This is a genomic window from Pseudomonas sp. DF11 (assembly GCF_058148565.1).
In genome coordinates this window covers 61489-80375 of sequence record NZ_JBYVYN010000010.1, presented here as the reverse complement: position 1 = coordinate 80375, position 18887 = coordinate 61489, and the positions used below count along the sequence as shown (strand labels likewise).

Here is an 18887-nt window from a genome sequence, read left to right as displayed (position 1 = left end):
TGTGCGGCTCTTTTTTGCTGACCGATCAAGTGTCTTGCTTGTTACTCAGGACTTTGCCGGTCGTGGCATCGAAATCAACATCGAACTCTTTGCCATCGGCGGTTTTCAATTCGACTTCATATTCATAACCGTTGAAGTGGTTGTCCAGGTCGGTGTCGGTGATGGTCGCGCCCGGGTGCAACTTCAGGGCTTCTTTGTTCATCGATTCGAGGGGCTTGATCTTGCCTTCCTTGACCAGTTCTGGGATCTGGTCGATGCGCACATCGGCCTGGGCCAAGCCAGCGGTGAGGGTCAGGGTGGCAGCGGTGAACAGGGCAGTCAAAGTTTTCATAAGTTCTTTCCTTGGTGTCATTAAGGGGTGAGTCGTTTAAGTGGGGCCAGATTATCTGTGGCAACTTAATTCACCCTTAATTCGAAAAAACTTCTGAAGTGCCGAACGGGGCCTATGGGGCAAAGTCCTCCCCCATAGGCGTGTTCGAGTTCAGTAGCCGTTCTTTTCCAACAGTTGCGCGACGCTGCCAGTCTCGGGGCGCTTGAAGTAATTGAGCAGTTCACTGGCGCGGTTGGTGAAGATGCCATCGACGCCGGCATCCATGACTTTCTTGAAGTCCACCGCTTCATCCACGGTATAGACATGCACCAACAGGCCCTGGTCATGGGTGTACTGGTTCATCCACGGTTGCACCAGATCCGAATAACTCTGGCTGCCACCGTGGGTCAACGCCGCGGACGGTCCGGTGCCGATGGCGCCCAGGGCTTTGGCGGACTGTACCCATTTTTCGAATTCAGCCTTGTCCTTGGGTTCCTGCTTGGCGTAATAAACTGCCTTGTCGGTTTCGCCGGACTCGGCAAAAGACACCTTGGACTTGGGCTCGATGTTGCCTTCGCCGACCCATAGCAGCAGGATCTTCGGCACTTTCGGCATCTCTTTGTGCAGCAACTCGAGGCTGCTCTTTTCGAAGGTCTGCAAGATCACTTTGCCCTTGCCCTGGCCCACTCCGGTGGCGCGCTTGGCCAGTTTTGAGCCGGCCGGGCTCAGCCAGCCGCGGTCCTGCAATTTGTCCTTCAGATCGCGTTCGATACCGGGAAACAGCTTCGGCTCCTTGGTCTCGATGTACAGCCCTGGTTTGTGCAGCGGGTTGCCTTCGGCGATGTCGATCACTTCATCCAGGGTGAGGATTTTCAGGCCGGCGAATGAAGGGCGGGCACGGTCCGGGTAGGCGGTGTTGAACCAGCTGCCGGCGTCGAGGGTCTTGAGTTCCGCCATGGTGAACTGGTTGGCGGCGCTGTCCTTGCGCTCGGGAAACTTGGTCGCGACATCCGTGGTGCGCAGCAGGCTGTCGTCATGCAGGACGAACAACACACCGTCCTTGCTGCGTTGCAGGTCCAGTTCCAGATAGTCGGCGCCCAGGTCTCGGGCCAGTTTGTAGGCCGCGGCGGTGGATTCCGGCGCGTCGAACGAAGCGCCACGGTGGGCGATGACCGCCGGGTGCGGAATGCCCTGGAGGGCTGCCAGCGCCTTGGGTGACGAGGCCTCGGAGGCTTGTGTCTGGCCGAAGCCGAGCAACAGGCTCAGCACCAAGGCGCTGCGGGTAAAAGTGACAGGCATGCTCGAAATCCTTTCGTGGGTGTGTGCAAAAACCTATCTTTTAGCAACTGAACGCTGTCGGCGCTATCGCCATACCGACATAAACGTGTGCAAAGCAGAATTTTCCCACGCATTTCCAGGATGCTTTGCAGTACCCTTGGCAGCACCAGTTTCCCCGGCAGAGGGAAACCCGAAACCATCGTTCACTTGCCCTGCGTGTAAACCATCGATCAGACGTCCCGAGGGACGCATCCATGAGGTTTACCATGCGCACCACTTCGACATTCATCTGCCAGGCCGCCGACCAGCTCAAGGGGTTTGTCGGTCTGAACCGCAAGACCGGCCACTACATCGTACGTTTCAGCGAAGACGCCTTTGGCATGGACGTGGCCGACGACGGCATCATTCCCGCCAGCGAGTTTGTCTGGGCTGAGGTGGCAGACGGCACCATGGCCCTCAAGCGCGAGCGCATCCAGTTGTTGCTGGACCAGCACATCGACGACCGCATCAATCTCACCGAACCTTTACGGGTGTACATGGCCCGCAGCGACCTGCCGGAAATCGTGGCGGTGCGGCAGTTGGTGGAAGGCTGAACCCCGACCGTGAGTTGAGCAAGAGCCCCTGTGGGAGCAAGGCTTGCCCGCGATGGCGGCGGCACATTCAGTATTGATCCAAACTGACCCACCGCTATCGCGAGCAAGCTCAGCTCCCACAGGGATCGGTGGCAAACTGACCCACCGCTATCGCGAGCAAGCCCGCTCCCACAAGGGATCGGGGGGACGCAGGATCTGCGTCCACCTCATATCCATGTGGGAGCCGAGCTTGCTCGCGATGGCGGCGTCACAGTCAACATCAATGCGAGCTGCGCTCATGGCCTTGTCCTCGCGCAGACCTCCACAAACGCAGCAACCAACGGCGGCACACGACCCTCCAGCGCAGCACGTTCAGGTTGGAATAGCGTCGCGACAAAGAATGGATGATCGCGCAGCTCTACCGCCCGCAGGTCGCCAGCCGAATCCCGGGCCACGGCGTGCAGGCGCTGGTTCAGCAAGTCTTTTTCAAAATCCGGATTGACCCCGAAGCGGCAGTGATAGCCCTCGAAAACCGTCTGGCGACCATAGGCCCTGGCGATCAGGGAACCCGCTTCGAGCTGAAGGCTATCGATGATTTCCACCAAGGCACAGCTCAGCGGCGTCAACAGGGCCCGCTCAGCCTCGGGAGCGGTTTCGCCATGGGCGGCATCGGCCCAGCCCATCACGTTACGGGCGTATTCCAGTACGGCATGCTGAAAGCCACCGCAGGTGCCGAGGAAAGGGCGACGCTGTTCCCGAGCAAAACGAATCGCTTGCAAGGCGCCATCTTCACCTCGGTAAGGACTGCCGGGCACGCACCAGACGCCATCGAAGCCAACCAGGATGTTGTCGGCGGCGATGGCGTCGGTTGCCAACCATTGGCTGCGAATGTCTTGCCCGGTTTGCCTGGCGATGAGCTCAAGGGCGCGGGGGATCGCCCGATGGGCCGTTATCTGTGGGTCATAGTCGCCGACCAGAGCGATGTGTAAAGAACGCTGGTTATCCATGGGATGTTCGCCGCTTGTTGATTGCTGGTCGCCACTATAGATTGGCGTTCACGCAATCAATATTGGCGTTTATCCAAGTGTTCAATGCATCGACGCACTATCGTCTGGACTACCCGGATCTGTCCCTGATCCTCGCGCTGGTCCGTGGCGGCTCGCTGGCTCGGGCAGCACGATTGCTCCAGGTGGACGTGTCCACGGTATTCCGCTCGATACGCCGGCTCGAGGCGGCGCTGGGCCAACCCTTGTTCGAAAAAAGTCGTTCTGGATACCTGCCCACGAGCCTGGCCCAAGCATTGGCCGAGCAGGCCGAGCGCGCCGAGCAGGCCTTGGAAGCGGCGCGGATCGGTGTGGAGCAGGGGGGCGAGGTCGTTAGCGGCACGGTACGCCTGACGTGCACCGACTCGGTCCTGCAGGCATTGCTGCTGCCCGCGTTGGCTCGGTTCATGCCCGACTACCCGGCATTGACCCTTGAGCTGAGCACCTCGAACGACTTCGCCAACCTGAGCCGCCGTGATGCCGACATTGCGTTGCGCTTGACCCGTACGCCGCCGGAACACCTGGTTGGGCGAAATCTGGGGCGCGTGACTTACCGGGTATGTGCCGGCGCCACGTACCTACGCTCGGCGAGTCCGGATGATTTGGCCTCCATGACCTGGATCGCGCCGGACGACTTCCTTCCCGATCACCCCACCGTGGCCTGGCGCCGCCAATCTCTACCCGGCGTGGTGCCTGCTTATCGCTGCAACAGCATGCTTTCGGTCACCGAGCTGGTGCGGGCCGGCTTGGGGGTTGCGGCGCTGCCGGACTTTCTGATCGATGAACGCCAGGGCCTGAGACCCCTTGGCGAACCGCTGGAGGGATATGACACGGCCCTGTGGCTCCTGACTCGTCCGGACTGCCGGGCCTTGCGTTCGGTGGTGACCTTGTTCGATGAGCTGGGGCGCAATCTGCGATGGCGCTGACTTTCAACGGGGCAGGGTGCGCATGACTCTGGATGACGGTCCCCCAACGGTTATAGTGCGCTGAGCACCCGCCCTTGGCAGAGAACATCACGATGACGAAGTCTTCCCAACCCACCCCATCCGCACCCGTTGACCACTTGCGTTTTCATCGCCCTCACGCTCATCTGGCGCCGACCTTTGGCAATGACCGCTTTGCGTTGAGAGCGGAGGCGTTCGCGCGTTTTTTCGGAACTCCGATGTTCCTCGGCGCGCAAACCTTGATTGTGCTGATATGGATCAGCCTGAACCTGTTGGGCGTCGTTCATTTCGATGCTTACCCGTTCATCTTGCTGAACCTGGCATTCAGCCTGCAGTCAGCCTATGCCGCGCCGCTGATTTTGCTGGCGCAGACCCGCCAGGCCGCCCGAGACAAAGCCCAGGCGGAAGCCGATGCGCAGCATCGCGAAGCCTTGGCCATCGCCAACAGCGAGCGCCAGGCCCAGGCCGCGCAGAATACGGCGCAGTTGCTCGAATTGTTGGAACAGAACACCCGCCTGACGGAAATGACCAAGGCATTGACCGAGCGTATCGACAGCTTGACTACCGAACTGCATCAGAAGGTCATGCACAACCCATCGATGCAGTAGTCCTCCATTGCCTGATCAGGCTTGGTAACGGCTCAGGAACATGTCGAGGGCCGACTCGATCACCTGGGTCTGCTCATCCAGGGTCAGGCTTGGTTGCCCCATCGAAACCTGCGGCCAAAAGGCGAACGTCTTGAGTAGCCCATGCATTTGTTGGGCGGCAAATGCCGGTTCCACGGGCTTCAAGCGGCCATCGGCCTGGGCCATGCGAATCCAGGCAGTCAAGCCTTCCTCACGTTGTCCCATGCGCGCAACCATGTCTTGGGCGCGCTCGGGGGAGTGGATAGTCGCGGCGATGGCGATGCGTGCCAGGTCGAGGAAGTTCTCGTCTGCGAGCATGTGCAGTTTGGCTTTCAGCAACGTTTGGAGCTGATCCCGTAGCGGCTTTTGCGGGCTGTAGGGCATGTCCTGTTCTGCGGTAATGCTGTTCCATAACCGATTCAGAATTTCGGCAAACAACTCTTCCTTGCTCGGGAAATGGTTGTACACCGTACGTTTCGATACGCCGGCTGTCGCTGCGATCTTGTCCATGCTGGTGATCTCGAAACCGCTGCTACGGAATTCAGCAATCGCGGCCTGGAGGATGGCTTCGCGTTTTCGCTCGGTAAGGCGCTGCGGTGCGGTCATGGGCAATTCGTCGGTTGAGATGATAGAAATTACACTCGGAAGTTTACTTGCTCTCGGGATTCATGCAATCTAGAAACTACACCGAGTGGTGTAGTTTTGAGTCAGACGGCTGAGCGTGCATGCAACGGCCATCCAGCGTCCCACAACGGCGAAGCGCAATTGCGACGACGTCCTTGGAGTTATCGCACCATGACCATTCCCTCTTTTTCCACCGACAGCCCGTCTGCCCTCCCTTCATCCCGGCAGGAACAGGGCAAGTATCGCAATCACGCCTTCACTCCTCGGGAAGGCTTTGGTACCACCCTGCGCATCATCTGGAACATGATCTTCCACAAGCCGCGCACCACTCGGCCTGCGGGCGCCATCGAGGTTCAACCGTTGACGCGTGCCGCCCTGCTGGCCGCGCCGAACAACAGTGTCTGGCGCCTCGGCCATTCCACCGTTCTGCTCAAGCTGCGGGACAAATTCTGGCTGACAGACCCGGTGTTCTCTGAACGCGCCTCACCCGTGCAATGGGTCGGCCCGAAGCGTTTTCATCAGCCGCCCATCAGCCTGGAAGAGTTGCCGCCGATTGAAGCCGTGATCCTTTCCCATGATCATTACGACCACCTCGATCATCAGGCCATCCTCAAGCTGGCGGCCAAGACTCACCACTTCCTGACGCCTCTTGGCGTGGGTGACACCCTGGTCAAATGGGGCATCGACGCCAGCAAGGTGCAGCAGTTGGACTGGTGGCAAGGCACCGAGGTGGACGGTATCGAGTTCATCGCTACGCCGTCCCAGCACTTTTCCGGACGCGGCCTGTTCGATAGCAACAGCACCTTGTGGGCCTCGTGGGTGATGATCGACGGCGCCAGCCGAATTTTCTTCAGCGGCGATACCGGCTATTTCGACGGTTTCAAACGCATCGGCGCGCAATACGGGCCCTTTGACCTGACGCTGATGGAAACCGGCGCCTACAACGTCGATTGGCCCCATGTCCACATGCAGCCAGAGCAGACCCTGCAGGCTCATATCGATCTCAAGGGCCGTTGGTTGCTGCCGATCCACAACGGCACGTTCGACCTGGCGATGCATGCCTGGTACGAACCCTTCGACCGCATCCTGGCCCTGGCTTGGGAACGCAATGTTTGCATTGCCACGCCACAAATGGGTGAAGCATTTAGCCTGACGCAACCGCAGCGTGGACAGGCCTGGTGGCTGGACGTCGAGCCCTCGGCGTATCAGGACCAGGCCGGTATCGCATAGCGCACGCGGAGCCTGCGCTATTCAATCATTGCGTAATCGGGTCGTCCCATGGGATCCGGCGTCGCGCCCTTGATATTCATGCCGCGCCCCGGTGCGAACCCGGGGAAGAACACCAGGCCTTCGGCTTCCAGCCGGAAGGCCAGGGCCAGGCGGGTCACGTCGAGCAAGTCGCCACCGGCCTCGAAGCGGCGGATAGCCTGGACCGAGACACCGGATTGGCGGGACAGCTCCTCGACACTCCAGCCCAGCATGGCTCGGGCCTGTGCGCTGTGAGCGGGGGTGAATTGATAGACAGCGATGCGTTCCAGAGTGGTTTTGATTGCGAGAGAGGCCATGGGGGTTCTCCAAAGCTGTGGATTCAAAAAATACTGTGTTTTTGTACAGTTGTTTTGAACCCGGATCAATCTCATTTTTTTGATCAGTGACCAGTGGTCTTTTCTAACCAGGCACTCGGGGCGTGGCCCAGTACCCGACGGAACATGGTGGAGAACGCAGCGGGGCTGTCGTAGCCCAGATCAAGGGCTATTCGCGTCACCGCATCACCTTCGGCCAGGCGGGCCAACGCCGCCATGACACACGCTTGCTGCCGCCACTGGCTGAAACTCAGCGTGGTTTGCCGGCTGAACAGGCGATTGAACGACCGCAGGCTGATATGCAATTGCGCCGCCCATTCCACGGGCGAGGCATGGGCATCGGGGTGCTTCAGGAATGCGTGGCACAGGCCGAGCAGGCGCGAATCCTTGGGCAGTGGAAGGTGCAGCGGCAGATGTGCGCTGCGCAGCAGTTCGTGCAGCAACAGATTGATCAGCGCACCGTCCCGCCCAGCCTCGTCGTAAGCCGGCGCAAGCTCCACGGCTTCCAACAGCAACTGGCGCATCAGGGGCGACACATTGATGACCTGGCAGCGGGCGTCCATGGCCGTCACTGCCGCCGGTTCGATGTACAGACTGCGGGTGCTGACGCCCAGCATCAGCACTTCATGGGCCACCCCTGGCGGAATCCACACCGCCCGTTGCGGCGGCACCACCCAATTGCCGTCCTCGGTGCTGACCTGCATCACGCCAGTGGCGCCATACAGTAACTGCGCCCGGCGATGGTGGTGCAGCGGCAATAAATGTCCGTGGGGATAATCGGTGCCGATGGCGACGACAGCCCTGGGTGTCGCATCCAATAAATCAATCGAAGTGTTGCGCATCGATGAGCCACTCGTGATTGGCGTAAACGCGAACATTATTGGCCTATTTGCTACAGCAGGCCAGGCTTCGCTTACCTATCGTGGGCGCCTCCCTTTTCATGGATTCGCCTCGATGTTCTATGTATTGCTCGCGTGTTTCGGCTGCCTGAGTGGCGTGACGGCGGTGCTGTTCGGTTTCGGTGGTGGCTTCGTCGTGGTGCCCTTGATGTATCGCATGCTGACGGCTCACCACCCAGATGACGTCATCGGTGAATCGGCGATGCACATTGCCGTCGCCACTTCCACCTGCGTCATGATCGTCAACGCCTTGGTCTCCACCGGAAAACACCACCGTGCCGGTCAGATGATTCGTCATTATCTGTGGCCGTTCGGTGGCTTCATTGGCTTGGGGGCGATTCTCGGCGCAGTGGCTGCCACTTGGCTCAGCGGCGAGATTATTCGCTACGCTTTCATTGCCTACCTGGGCCTGACCATTCTGGATTGCCTGCTGCGGCGAGGTTTTCTGACACACACCAGCGATGCCGTCCCACGTCCTTTGGCGACGATGGAGAGCGTATTGGGCGGCACCACCATCGGAATCATCGCCACGGTCCTGGGGGTTGGCGGCAGCGTCATGACCGTGCCGCTGCTGCGCCGTTGTGGCCTGAGCATGTCCCAGGCCACATCCATGGCTAACCCGCTGAGCTTGCCCGTTGCTCTGGTCGGTACTGTTACTTACATGGCTTTGGCCGGTTTCACCGATATAGACTTCGGCTCGTGGTTTATCGGTTATGTCGACCTACTGGCCTTTGTTGCGCTCACGCTTGGCGCGCTACTGGGCATTCGCTTGGCAACGCCATGGATCGGGCGGATACCGGATCGGCTTCACGCTTGGGTCTATATTGGATTGTTGGTCATTGTGATGCTGAGCATATCGATACAATAAATCGCTGCACAACGTTGCTCGAAATCTAGTGAAGGAGGGGTGGCATGTCGATATCCGACAGTGACTGGAAGAGTTACAACGAACTCTACGATCTGGCGCTAGAGCGCTTCTGCCAAGGCGTTCTTGCTGATGCCCAGACCGTCGCTCAGAGCGAAGCTTTATCGGCTCACGCGCGATATCGTACGCTCTATCGCCTCATGCGAAATCGGGATAAGGATCTGGCGATGGCATTCAATGTATCTCGACGTCGAGACGTCTCTTTATCTTTGAGATTGATGATTGCATATGACCTGCTGAGCGATCAGGAATTGGCGGTTCTGAGCGAGGAGTTGCGTGAAAGGGTTTCTGACGCCGTTCGCCAACCCTTTGAGATTGAATGGGCTGAAGACACATAAGTATTTTTCAAGCATTTTCCAGAGAACCTGAATGTTAATCTTCAACTGCACCGAAGCGGCCAGCGACTTCTTCAGCCACGTGAGCAAAGGTAAGAAAATTACCCCAGTGGAGAAACCACCATCACCCGTTATCGAGGACGATGAGGTGGTTGAATTCGCCGAACAGTGGCTGGTCCATGCCATTACTGTGCAGCGCAAACACGTGTTGTTCGTCATCCATGTGCAAACCCGTTACTGCATGATTTTCGCCGGTGCTAAAAAAGCTGACATTGAAGGTTTTGTTCAACGGTTTTCCGAGCGATGGATCAATGGCCTCATGCGCCATGCAGGGCAGCACGACCTCCTTCGTTGGATCGATGACGAGTCGATGATGGAGCGCTTCCAGAAAAGTTGTCGTGAGTACGTTTTTTACAAACGCGGTCATCGCGGTGCGCAAAAACACATCAACGAAATTTCCTGGATTTTCGAGGACTGCGCCGCCGAATGGGGAACGTTACCCGCCGATGAATACGCTGCGGGCCGCTTCGATGGGGATATGAACGACACCCCGAGAGGCAGCAAAGGTCATAAGCACTATTACTTTCCGGATAAGGAAATGATCATGCACTGGTTGCGGCGTTACGGCGGTCTGGATGAGCCCGCCGCTCAGGCAGCCCGTGAGCGGCGCATGGAAGTGAGACGAGAGATAAAGGCGTTCGAATGGCAACTTGCTCAAGAAGGGCTATGAAGAAGGTGTAGTGCTACAGCTACCCTAGGCGAAGTTACTTGTCGGCCAACCCCGGCGCCTCTCGAACAATGAAGTGATCCAGATTCTCAATATTGGCACTGAACACCCCGAACGTCTGCTCGGGGTTTTTCTTGCTCGGCACCTGTTTCAACTCCGGCGTCACACCATAAAAGAAGCAATACAAATCCCGCTCACTGTCGACAGCATGCTTGATCTCTTCCAGAAACGCTTTGCGCTTGCGGTAGTTGTCGATCAGCTTCTTGCTCAGGTAAACGTTGACCGAATATGGCTTCTTCTTCGCCTCGTCTGGTTGCTTGAACCAGACCTTGGCTTCGAAGTCGATGCGAAAGCTCTGGGTGTAATCCTTTATCTCCTTGATCTTGCCCCAGTAAATCAACCCCTTGTTGTCCAGCAGGTAATCGATCTTCTTGAAGAACGAGGCATAGGGCGCCGTGTGCTCGCCAATCTTCAGCGGCATGCGCTTGAGCAGGTCTTTGTTATCGAAATTCGAGACGAAACATTCCACCGGGTGGGCGAAGACACTGGTCTTGTCCGGTGTCGAGTCCTGGGCGGAATGAGCGTCATCACCGTGGGACGATTGATTGGGCGACGTAGGCCGAGTCGCCTCAACATCCTTCGACAGTTCGGACGGTTTACGCACGTACTGACGCCGAGTCAGCAGCAGCTCCGACGGAAAATGCTCTTCACGGTCGTCATCCGTTTCCGCCTCAACACCCTCCGCACCCAATCCCGGCGTTTTCGGACTGACATAAGGGCAGCCCTCGATATGCTGGGTAGTTGGTTGATTCTTGAAATGCGGCGTGCGGATGTAATTGACGTTCTTGGCGTTGAACGTCGTCAGCCGATTGTCCTCATCAAACGCCGCCCGACAGGCATCGTTGGGGCACTGAAAGCGCTCCTTGGCCGAATCGAATGCCATGGTCTCGTCGAAATTCAGATCCCGAACGTCATAGATCGAAAGCTTGGCATCGAGGCTGAGGCAGTAGGCGGTGTCGAATTTCATCGGGGCTCGGGTCCGTGAGAGGATGTGTATTAATACCGAAGGGCAGGGCGGGATGCACCCCTTGTTTCAACCCACCACAAACCCTGTGGCAGAGAGCTTGCTCGCGATTCTCAAAACCAATCTTTTGAATCGGCATGCATGCACCTCTTCAACATGTCATGCCTGTACACAAGATTTATAACAGACCCGTGCTGCTACTGGTGGCCTCGATCCAGCGTCAAAGCACGCAGTCATAAGTGCGGATGTTCTGCCTCAGCGCCGCCAGAAATGAGAAGGCATTTTCCACCCGCTCGCCCTGGAACCCGTGGTAATAGTTTTCCGGCGTCAGCACGGTGCCGGCGCCGCGTTTGTTGTCGGGGTGCAGGCAGTAGGGGATCGACAGAAAACTACTGTCGAAGGCACCGAGCAGGGCTTCGGACAAGTTGCTGTCGTGGGCCAGCGCGCCTTCGATCAGGCGTTTCGCGCCGCGCAGGACGCGCCCGTGTTCCTGGGAATCGAAGGGAATCTGCGGTAAAACGCCGTCGGTGTTCAGGCAGTAGTCGCAGTACTCCAGCGCCGCGATATTTTCCTCTACCCGAGGAATGCGCCTTGATTCCACCGGTGTCTTGATGATCACGCGCTGCACACCTGTGGCGCGGATCATGGCCAGCGCATCGCCAGTGATTCGACAAAAACCGCCAAGCGAGCGTGGGAAGAACCCCATGAACACATAACCGACAAAGTGATAGCTGCCCGGCGCAAAATATTCGGCCGCGAGTTGTTGCAGGGACGTCACCGCCGCACGATCCTGCACCGGCGAGGTGCCTTGGGCGTAGGAGAACGATAGCGTCTTGATGCCATGGGCGCGCAAGAACAACCCTTCAAGAATATTGAGCGCCACCAGAATCACTGGGTCGCACATCTGGCCCATCATGCAGCCGGCGAAGCTTTCGATGTGGCTGTCGTCGACGCCGCTGGACAGCACCTGACAGGCTTTCTCCCAGTGACCGAACGCCTCGCGCAACGGTGTGCGACTGTACGGCAGGCAATAGGAAATCGGCCCGCCCTCGGTGGTGGGCAGACCGACTTCGACCATGCGCTCGAAAATGTGCAACGGGTCGGGTGAACCATGACGAACCTGCACCGGCAGGCGGTAGCGCGCATCAATCTGATCGATCATGGCGCGGGTCTGCGCCGGCGGATGGTTGACGATCGGATAACCGTTGAGCATCGATTCGCTGTCGATGGCCCGTTGCGCTGCTTCAAGATTGTTTACCCGGGTGAATGCATCAAGCGTGATGGTGCACACCGTGTTCGCCCGGCTCGCTGCTGTGGCTTCCAAGCCGGCTTGCATCCGGGCCGGGTCACTGAAGCCCATTCGCGGCTGGAGCACCGGGCCATGCGCGTTGAAGCGTTCAAGAACATGGGTGTTGAAATCGATCATCCTGATCTGCCTTTTTCTACGAATCGGTAGGGGGTGCAACGGGTCAGCGAGCGACCCGTTTCTCCAGGTAATGCTCTGGATACAACTGGGCAGACACTAGCTCCTGAAAAGCATCGAAGCTGTTGGCCACGCTGTCGTCGAACACCTCATCGAAACCTGCGGCGCGTAGTGTGTCGCTATGCCGGGCAATGGTCTGGGGATCGTTTTCGGTGCAGATCTTGCCGCCGATATACACCCCATCGGTGTGTTTGGTTTCGCTACGAATACGCTGCGCGAGTTCAGCGCCTTCGATGTAGCCATGGCCATTGACCGTGCTGACGACAACCATGGCGCTGGCGTGGCGGTTGAGCCGTGCGATCACCTCATCCATGGGGGTGTTCGGTCCCAGATTCTCGACGTGGTAGCCAATGTCAGTGAGCAGGAACTCCATGAACACCAGATTCCAGCTATGGGAATCCGAAGGCACAGTGGTGAGCAGAACGGTTTTGCTGAAAGTCATCGTTAAAGTCCCTTTTAAGTGGCTGTCCTGGTTGTGTAGTACGGGAGCGCCCGCTGAAAGTTGCGAAAGTTGGTGGTCACCGAGTTGATGTAACCCCAGTTGTCGGCGTAGTTCGTGGGAAAGGGTTTGGAACCATCGATCCTGTCGCGTTCGCGGGCAGTAATGTAGTTCGGCCAGTCTTTGGATCGTGGGCGCCGGTGATGAAAGTCGTGGCACGGTGTATCGCCGACCATCACAAACACCCGGACAAACAAGTGGAACGCCAGCATCTTGATTAGCCACACGCTGATATGGGCGAAGCGTCGAACCGTTCCCGCACCTTCGGGGATGCGCAGTTCTTCACCGATAAATACGCCGGTGGTGCTCTCGCAAATGAAGTCGATGCCACGCCGTTCCAGCACGTCTACGCTGGGCCAGGTGTGCTCGGCCGCCAGGCGAAATGTGGTGCTGATGTGGTAGCCGGCGAAAATCGGAATCACCCACGCCACGATGAACAGATCGAAATGGCCCAAGGCTGCCGACAGCAGTGCAAGGCCCGCCCAGAAGACCAACGTCAATACTGCGACGCGACGGTTTGCAGCCGTGGCGGTGCCTTTCAATCGGCCCCAGAGCGAACGCAGCACGGCCAGTGGCGACAGCGCGGTCGAGACCAGTTTGGTCCACATGGTGGCGATGCTGTCGGACGGTTTTAACCCCACCACACTTTGCAGGTAGGAGAGGGTGTCATCATCGTCGGTCAGCAGCGTTTTCGAACTGTGATGCAGAGCGTGTTCGCTCTTGTAGGTATCGAAGGGTTTGAGCATCAGGACGCCGGAAATGATCCGGCCGACGGTTATATTGGTCTCGCGTGATTCGAAGACCATGTCATGGGCGCAGTTGTGGCAGATCATCACTTGCATCTGCTTGATGCCACCGGTGGCCAGGACAAAGCCCAGCAGCCACAGCGCAATGCTGGCCTGCGAATAACCGATACCGGCCAACAGCGCGCCGCCGGCTATTAATCCCGCCGACACAACGATATGGTGGAACGGCTTCAGAGGACGGACTTTATCGAGATCTTCGGGGAGAGGCTTGGCTGTCAGCCAACTCAGAAACGGCTGCATGAACCCTGGAAGGGCGCGCATTGAGTTACGTATCATCCATGTTTCCTCTAGGGTTTTGCTCCATGCAAAAACTGTAACGTGGCCTCTGGATATTTCGAATAGAAATAGGTGGAGATCGATTTTCCATTTTTGGGTATGTCATCAACATGGATTGGGATGATCTGAAGGTTTTTATCTTCGTCGCTAAATCGAACAACGTGACCGAGGCCGGAATCTCGCTCAAGGTTTCGGCCTCGACGGTGTCGCGCAAGATCGCGGCGCTTGAGGAATCGCTCGGTACGGTATTGTTTTCGAAAAAGACTAACGGCTACTTCCTGACTGAAGCGGGAAGGGCGTTGCTGCCATTGGCACTGGAGACGGAGGAGCGTTTCAAACTGATCGAGCGGCAGATGTCGCAACCGGGTGATCGGATGGCGGGACAGGTGCGCATTGATTGTCCGGAGCTAATGGGCACGCACTTGATCATTCCGCAACTCGCGGTATTTCATGATCAGCACCCCGAGATCAGCTTCGACTTCATTAACTCGGCGGTGTCGTCGAAACTCACGCAGAGCCACAGCGATATCATTATCCGCTTGCGCAGACCGGAGAACGGTAACTTCACCATGCGCCGGGTCGGGACACTGATGCAGGGGCTTTTCTGCTCCCAGGCTTATGCCGATGCCAACGGTCTGCCGGCCGAACCCGCCGACCTCAAGCACCACAGCCTGATCGGCTGGACCGAAGAAATGTCGTATATGCCGCTCGCCCAATGGTTGAGCGAAATGACCGGAGACCAGAAGCTGTGGATGCGCGTTTCCAACCTGAATGCGCAGCTCAAGGCAGTCGAAGCCGATCTGGGGATTGCCGCGCTACCCGCCTATGTCGGACACCAGTCCGGTCTGTGCCAGGTGTTGGCCAATCGCCCTGCTCGCCGCTCGGAAATCTGGTTGCTGCGCAATCAGGCTACCCAGGGTGTGAGCCGCGTTGATCGAGTGGTGGAGTATCTGACGGCAAAGCGGTCGGCATGCACTGACGGTCGTCTTAACGCGAGGTCATGGCACCAGAATCAATGAACCCTGGGTTTGGCGGTATTGCATGACGCAATGGGTCTGGGCAGCCAGCGCGAGGGGAAAGTGCGTTATTCGCGGCAAACGAATCGCGCCGCTGGACACCGCTTGCAGCACCCGTGCGGCCGCGTGGGCCAATTCAGCGTCGCCGCCGATGTAGTGCTTCAACGACGGCCGCGTCACATGCAGCGAGCCCATTTGCCCGAGCCGGGACAGGTTGAAATCCGTCACGTCGCCCGAAGCATTGCCAAACAACACGAGGTGGCCGCGCGGGCGCAAGCTCGCCAATGACAGTTCTACGGTATCTTTGCCGACAGAATCGAACACGACATGGGCGCCTTTGCCATCGGTCAATTCACGGATCAGCCCAAGCGTGTCTGGAGCCTCAGCGTCGAGGGCCGCTATGCACCCCGCATCCAGAACCTGGCGGCGTTTGGCTTCGGTCGAAGCGAGACCTATGACGCGCACCCCGCGAGCGATCAGCCAGCTTGTGGCAATGCTGCCCACGCCGCCCGCCGCCGCGTGCCAGACTACAAACTCGCCAGGCGCCAGCGGCACGCAGCGATGCGTCAGGTATTCGGCCGTCAGCCCTTTGAACATTACGCCTGCCGCGACTTCGCTCGGCACGTCATCGGGCAGGCGTATTGCCCGCGAAGCGCGAACGACCGCGTGACCGGCGTAGCTGCCGGTCGAGCTGTCGACGAAGGCCACTCGATCGCCAATGGCCAAGCTGTCCACCTGCGATCCACATTCGACGACACGCCCCGCACCTTCCATGCCCAAGCCTCTGGGGAAGGCTGAGCCATCGTCCAGCGCGCCGGAGCGCCGGTGCAGGTCGATGAAGTTCACGCCGGCGGCTTCGATGGCCACAGTGATTTCTTCAGGGCCGATGACACGCAGCGGGTATTTGCGCAATTCCATGACGTTGGGTGTTCCGGCGGCGGCGAAGACAATTCCGTGGGTCTGGGTCATGGGAGCCTCCTTAAAGCGGGCCGATGCGCAGGAAAATCCATACCGCAACCGCGATCAGCATCAGGCCGAACGCAGCGTTCTGAAACATCAGCAATTTGGGGCGGGACTGGATCAGTTTCTGCACGGTCGAACCCATCGACACCCAGATGACGTGCGAGAAGAAGTTCAGTGAAATCAGCGCCGCACTGAGGATCAAGACGACAGTGCTGCTGGTCTCGCCGGACGGCATGAACGTGGAAAACATCACCAGCAACATCACGATCCCTTGCACGTTGCCCAGTTGTACAACAATGCCGTCCCGAAATTGCAGGTGCATGGCCTTGTCGGTGGGCGCCTTCAATGGACGACGCAGCATGCGCACACCCAGCCACAAGATGTAGAAACTGCCCACTACTTGCAGCGCCCATACCAGCGTCGGATTGTTCATCAGCGTGTGATAAAGGCCTAAGCCGACCAGCACGGCGATCAGGAAGTAAGTAATGTCGAGCCCAACGATAAACCGCACCGAACGACGCACACCGCTTTGCGCACCCGACGTCGCCACCATCAAGTTGCCAGGGCCTGCGCTCAGGGTCAGCGGCACCATGGTCGATAGCCAAAGCAACCAGTTGATGCTGAAAATTTCTTGCATGTTGTCTTCCTTCATCACAACGCGGACTTAACTCCGGCAAGTCTAATTCGCAGTTGCTTCTAAGGTTATAGCGAAGAGCGCAAGGCGGTTTCCCAGAAATGGGGGGAAGCGTGGCATGGAGGAGGGCGGTCTCCGCGACCTTTGGGAGGATCAAGGTTGCGGGGAGGCTAGAACGAGGGTTCAGCGAGGATATACGGCGTCAATGCGGAGCGCATTCTAAGTTTTTCGTAGGGTAAAGGTAGCGTGCCTGTCCCAGCGCTAAACGCGGTTTTGGTTCCGTAGAATACAAAAAACCCCGTTTTCACGGGGTTTTAGTTATGCGTGCAGCCCAGGATTTTCTTTCGAATCAATCCCAGCTAAGCGCACCGCCAGTCTGATACTCAATCACCCGAGTCTCAAAGAAGTTCTTCTCTTTCTTCAAGTCCATGATCTCGCTCATCCAAGGGAACGGGTTCGTCGTCCCTGGGTACTCTTCCTTCAGACCGATCTGCGACAGGCGACGGTTAGCGATGAACTTCAGATAGTCTTCCATCATCGCCGCGTTCATGCCCAGCACGCCGCGAGGCATGGTGTCGCGGGCGTATTCGATCTCCAGCTGGGTCCCTTGCAGGATCATCTGGGTCGCTTCTTCCTTCATCTCGGCATCCCACAGGTGCGGGTTTTCGATTTTGATCTGGTTGATCACGTCGATGCCGAAGTTCAGGTGCATGGATTCGTCGCGCAGGATGTATTGGAACTGCTCGGCGACGCCGGTCATTTTGTTGCGGCGGCCCATGGAGAGGATCTGGGTGAAGCCGCAGTAGAAGAAGATGCCTTCCAGGACGCAGTAGTAGGCGATCAGGTTGCGCAGCAGTTCTTTGTCGGTTTCCGGGGTGCCGGTTTCGAACTTCGGATCGGAGATCGAACGGGTGTATTTCAGGCCCCAGGCGGCTTTTTTCGCGACCGATGGGATCTCGTGGTACATGTTGAAGATTTCGCCTTCATCCATGGCCAGCGATTCGATGCAGTACTGGTAGGCGTGGGTGTGGATCGCCTCTTCGAAAGCCTGGCGCAGGATGTACTGGCGGCATTCCGGGTTGGTGATCAGGCGGTACACGGCCAGGACCAGGTTGTTGGCAACCAGGGAGTCGGCGGTGGAGAAGAAGCCCAGGTTGCGCATCACGATGCGGCGCTCGTCGTCGGTCAGGCCTTCCGGGTTTTTCCAGAGGGCGATGTCGGCGGTCATGTTGACTTCTTGCGGCATCCAGTGGTTTGCGCAGCCGTCCAGGTACTTCTGCCAGGCCCAGTCGTATTTGAACGGCACGAGCTGGTTGAGGTCGGCGCGGCAGTTGATCATGCGTTTTTCATCGACGGCGACACGGGCGGAGGCGCCTTCGAGTTCGGCGAGGCCTTCGGCGACGTCGAGTTTGTCGAGGGCGGCCTTGGCGCGAATGATCGCGGCCGAGTCGCTGGCCGTCACGGCCCGGGCTTCGAGGGCGGCGGCACCGCCGGCGCTGTCGAGGCGGTCCATGTTGGCTTCAGAAGCGTGGCCGGCGTTGGCGCCTTTTACAGCGACTTCGCCGTCTTCTTTGTCGAATTCGTCCCAGCTCAGCATGACGTGTCGTCTCCTGCGTGAGGGCCAGATGCCCGATGAAGGCCTACTGGCCGCGATGGATCTTGAAAAATCGTTTGTTGCAGCAGCTGACGCAGGCAATAAACAGAAAAATGTACGGGTCATTCTGAAGCGGCAGTGAACGCGAGGAGGTGATAGGCCCCTGCGTGGGCTTCAGGCTGGCTTGATCCCCTGTAAGGGAATATTGCAGGCCCGTTTGAGGCGGCATTATAAGGGCTTTTTTGCCTACGTGCTGCGGCGAAATGGCTCACAGAAGGCACAGCGAAGGGCATACCCGCGTGGGAGCGAGTGTTTACAAGGCTTTGGCCGCCGAAGATTTTTTTTGCATGGATCGGGTGGCGGTATTTTTTGATCAAAAAACGAGCGTTTTTTGCGGTTTTACACTACATGTTGTGTTTGTTGAGGGTTTTCGGCGGTTGCAGACACAACCAGGCCCGATCGAAATCGGGCCATGGAAAATGCCAGTAATGATCAATCGGTATGGGCGGAACCGGTGTGATCGCTGCCATCCGAGGCGACGGTGGTTGATGTCGTGGTGGTGTAGTCGTCACTCGCGATGGTGGCAGAGTCCGCCATGTCGTACCGACTGATCGCGGCGGCGGAGCCGGTGCGATCGAAGCCATCGGCGGCGAAAGTATTGGTGGCCAGTACGGACAGGGCCAAGGCGAGGATCAGTGGGGCTTTCATGGTAGTTGCTCCTGATTC

Annotated in this window: 22 protein-coding genes; 8 read left to right on the top strand and 14 right to left on the bottom strand. The window is 58.2% G+C overall.

What is annotated here, in order from left to right; genetic code table 11:
* Positions 1 to 25 precede the first annotated feature (25 nt).
* Both AC30D9_RS24860 and AC30D9_RS24855 read right to left on the bottom strand, forming a co-directional pair.
* Positions 26 to 331 carry a PepSY domain-containing protein gene (locus tag AC30D9_RS24860; protein WP_134925497.1) on the bottom strand — a complete coding sequence of 102 codons (306 nt, stop codon included), beginning with the start codon at positions 329 to 331 and terminating at the stop codon, positions 26 to 28.
* A 150-nt stretch (positions 332 to 481) separates the two neighbouring features.
* The gene (locus AC30D9_RS24855) at positions 482 to 1609 is read right to left on the bottom strand and encodes a glycerophosphodiester phosphodiesterase (RefSeq protein WP_490145071.1); all 1128 of its coding nucleotides are present in this window, start codon (positions 1607 to 1609) and stop codon (positions 482 to 484) included.
* A gap of 245 nt (positions 1610 to 1854) precedes the next feature.
* Between AC30D9_RS24855 and AC30D9_RS24850 the strand changes: the two genes are divergently transcribed.
* The gene (locus tag AC30D9_RS24850; RefSeq protein ID WP_163857086.1) at positions 1855 to 2181 is read left to right on the top strand and encodes a DUF2025 family protein; all 327 of its coding nucleotides are present in this window, start codon (positions 1855 to 1857) and stop codon (positions 2179 to 2181) included.
* 275 nt (positions 2182 to 2456) lie between these two features.
* Here AC30D9_RS24850 and AC30D9_RS24845 read toward each other — a convergent pair whose 3' ends face one another.
* On the bottom strand, positions 2457 to 3167 hold the full coding sequence (locus AC30D9_RS24845; protein ID WP_490145070.1) for a CTP synthase C-terminal region-related (seleno)protein: 711 nt from the start codon (positions 3165 to 3167) through the stop codon (positions 2457 to 2459).
* A 14-nt stretch (positions 3168 to 3181) separates the two neighbouring features.
* On the opposite strand from AC30D9_RS24845, the gene AC30D9_RS24840 reads away from it, so the two are divergent.
* Both AC30D9_RS24840 and AC30D9_RS24835 read left to right on the top strand, forming a co-directional pair.
* Positions 3182 to 4129, top strand: a complete 948-nt coding sequence (locus AC30D9_RS24840; protein ID WP_490145069.1) for a LysR family transcriptional regulator — start codon at positions 3182 to 3184, stop codon at positions 4127 to 4129.
* A gap of 92 nt (positions 4130 to 4221) precedes the next feature.
* Complete coding sequence (locus AC30D9_RS24835; protein ID WP_134925493.1) at positions 4222 to 4755, top strand: DUF1003 domain-containing protein; 534 nt, start codon at positions 4222 to 4224, stop codon at positions 4753 to 4755.
* 15 nt (positions 4756 to 4770) lie between these two features.
* On the opposite strand, the gene AC30D9_RS24830 is transcribed toward AC30D9_RS24835, so the two are convergent.
* Positions 4771 to 5379, bottom strand: coding sequence for a TetR/AcrR family transcriptional regulator (locus tag AC30D9_RS24830; protein WP_307575439.1), 609 nt, complete (start codon positions 5377 to 5379; stop codon positions 4771 to 4773).
* A 189-nt stretch (positions 5380 to 5568) separates the two neighbouring features.
* Between AC30D9_RS24830 and AC30D9_RS24825 the strand changes: the two genes are divergently transcribed.
* Positions 5569 to 6627, top strand: a complete 1059-nt coding sequence (locus tag AC30D9_RS24825) for an MBL fold metallo-hydrolase (protein ID WP_490145068.1) — start codon at positions 5569 to 5571, stop codon at positions 6625 to 6627.
* Between the two features lie 17 nt (positions 6628 to 6644).
* On the opposite strand, the gene AC30D9_RS24820 is transcribed toward AC30D9_RS24825, so the two are convergent.
* Complete coding sequence (locus tag AC30D9_RS24820; protein WP_490145067.1) at positions 6645 to 6962, bottom strand: helix-turn-helix domain-containing protein; 318 nt, start codon at positions 6960 to 6962, stop codon at positions 6645 to 6647.
* 83 nt (positions 6963 to 7045) lie between these two features.
* Positions 7046 to 7822, bottom strand: coding sequence for an AraC family transcriptional regulator (locus tag AC30D9_RS24815; protein ID WP_490145066.1), 777 nt, complete (start codon positions 7820 to 7822; stop codon positions 7046 to 7048).
* Positions 7823 to 7934: 112 nt separating this feature from the next.
* On the opposite strand from AC30D9_RS24815, the gene AC30D9_RS24810 reads away from it, so the two are divergent.
* Genes AC30D9_RS24810 through AC30D9_RS24800 form a run of 3 tightly spaced genes read left to right on the top strand, consistent with a single transcriptional unit; the run spans position 7935 to position 9869 of the window.
* A complete protein-coding gene (locus tag AC30D9_RS24810) occupies positions 7935 to 8747 on the top strand; it encodes a sulfite exporter TauE/SafE family protein (protein WP_307575601.1) in 813 nt (270 codons plus the stop codon).
* A gap of 44 nt (positions 8748 to 8791) precedes the next feature.
* Positions 8792 to 9142: a hypothetical protein gene (locus AC30D9_RS24805; RefSeq protein WP_307575432.1), complete on the top strand. Its 351-nt coding sequence runs from the start codon at positions 8792 to 8794 to the stop codon at positions 9140 to 9142.
* Positions 9143 to 9173: 31 nt separating this feature from the next.
* Positions 9174 to 9869 (top strand): DUF6933 domain-containing protein, encoded by a 696-nt coding sequence (locus AC30D9_RS24800; RefSeq protein WP_307575430.1) that lies wholly within the window; start codon positions 9174 to 9176, stop codon positions 9867 to 9869.
* A 34-nt stretch (positions 9870 to 9903) separates the two neighbouring features.
* Here AC30D9_RS24800 and AC30D9_RS24795 read toward each other — a convergent pair whose 3' ends face one another.
* The 4 genes from AC30D9_RS24795 to AC30D9_RS24780 form a co-directional block, all read right to left on the bottom strand.
* Positions 9904 to 10893 (bottom strand): hypothetical protein, encoded by a 990-nt coding sequence (locus AC30D9_RS24795; protein WP_490145065.1) that lies wholly within the window; start codon positions 10891 to 10893, stop codon positions 9904 to 9906.
* Between the two features lie 217 nt (positions 10894 to 11110).
* Positions 11111 to 12316, bottom strand: coding sequence for a methylaspartate mutase (locus AC30D9_RS24790; RefSeq protein ID WP_490145064.1), 1206 nt, complete (start codon positions 12314 to 12316; stop codon positions 11111 to 11113).
* Positions 12317 to 12359: 43 nt separating this feature from the next.
* Positions 12360 to 12815, bottom strand: coding sequence for a cobalamin B12-binding domain-containing protein (locus AC30D9_RS24785; RefSeq protein WP_307575424.1), 456 nt, complete (start codon positions 12813 to 12815; stop codon positions 12360 to 12362).
* A 14-nt stretch (positions 12816 to 12829) separates the two neighbouring features.
* Positions 12830 to 13954 carry a fatty acid desaturase gene (locus AC30D9_RS24780; protein WP_490145063.1) on the bottom strand — a complete coding sequence of 375 codons (1125 nt, stop codon included), beginning with the start codon at positions 13952 to 13954 and terminating at the stop codon, positions 12830 to 12832.
* 110 nt (positions 13955 to 14064) lie between these two features.
* On the opposite strand from AC30D9_RS24780, the gene AC30D9_RS24775 reads away from it, so the two are divergent.
* Entirely contained in the window at positions 14065 to 14973 is a 909-nt protein-coding gene (locus AC30D9_RS24775; RefSeq protein ID WP_490145062.1) for a LysR family transcriptional regulator, read from the top strand.
* Here the strand turns inward: AC30D9_RS24775 and AC30D9_RS24770 are convergent.
* The 4 genes from AC30D9_RS24770 to AC30D9_RS24755 form a co-directional block, all read right to left on the bottom strand.
* Positions 14953 to 15939, bottom strand: coding sequence for a quinone oxidoreductase family protein (locus AC30D9_RS24770; protein WP_490145061.1), 987 nt, complete (start codon positions 15937 to 15939; stop codon positions 14953 to 14955). The genes AC30D9_RS24775 and AC30D9_RS24770 overlap by 21 nt on opposite strands.
* A gap of 10 nt (positions 15940 to 15949) precedes the next feature.
* Positions 15950 to 16570, bottom strand: coding sequence for a LysE family translocator (locus AC30D9_RS24765; RefSeq protein ID WP_307575416.1), 621 nt, complete (start codon positions 16568 to 16570; stop codon positions 15950 to 15952).
* A gap of 346 nt (positions 16571 to 16916) precedes the next feature.
* Positions 16917 to 18164: a ribonucleotide-diphosphate reductase subunit beta gene (locus AC30D9_RS24760; protein ID WP_024776511.1), complete on the bottom strand. Its 1248-nt coding sequence runs from the start codon at positions 18162 to 18164 to the stop codon at positions 16917 to 16919.
* 489 nt (positions 18165 to 18653) lie between these two features.
* On the bottom strand, positions 18654 to 18869 hold the full coding sequence (locus tag AC30D9_RS24755; RefSeq protein ID WP_490145060.1) for a hypothetical protein: 216 nt from the start codon (positions 18867 to 18869) through the stop codon (positions 18654 to 18656).
* Positions 18870 to 18887: the final 18 nt, after the last annotated feature.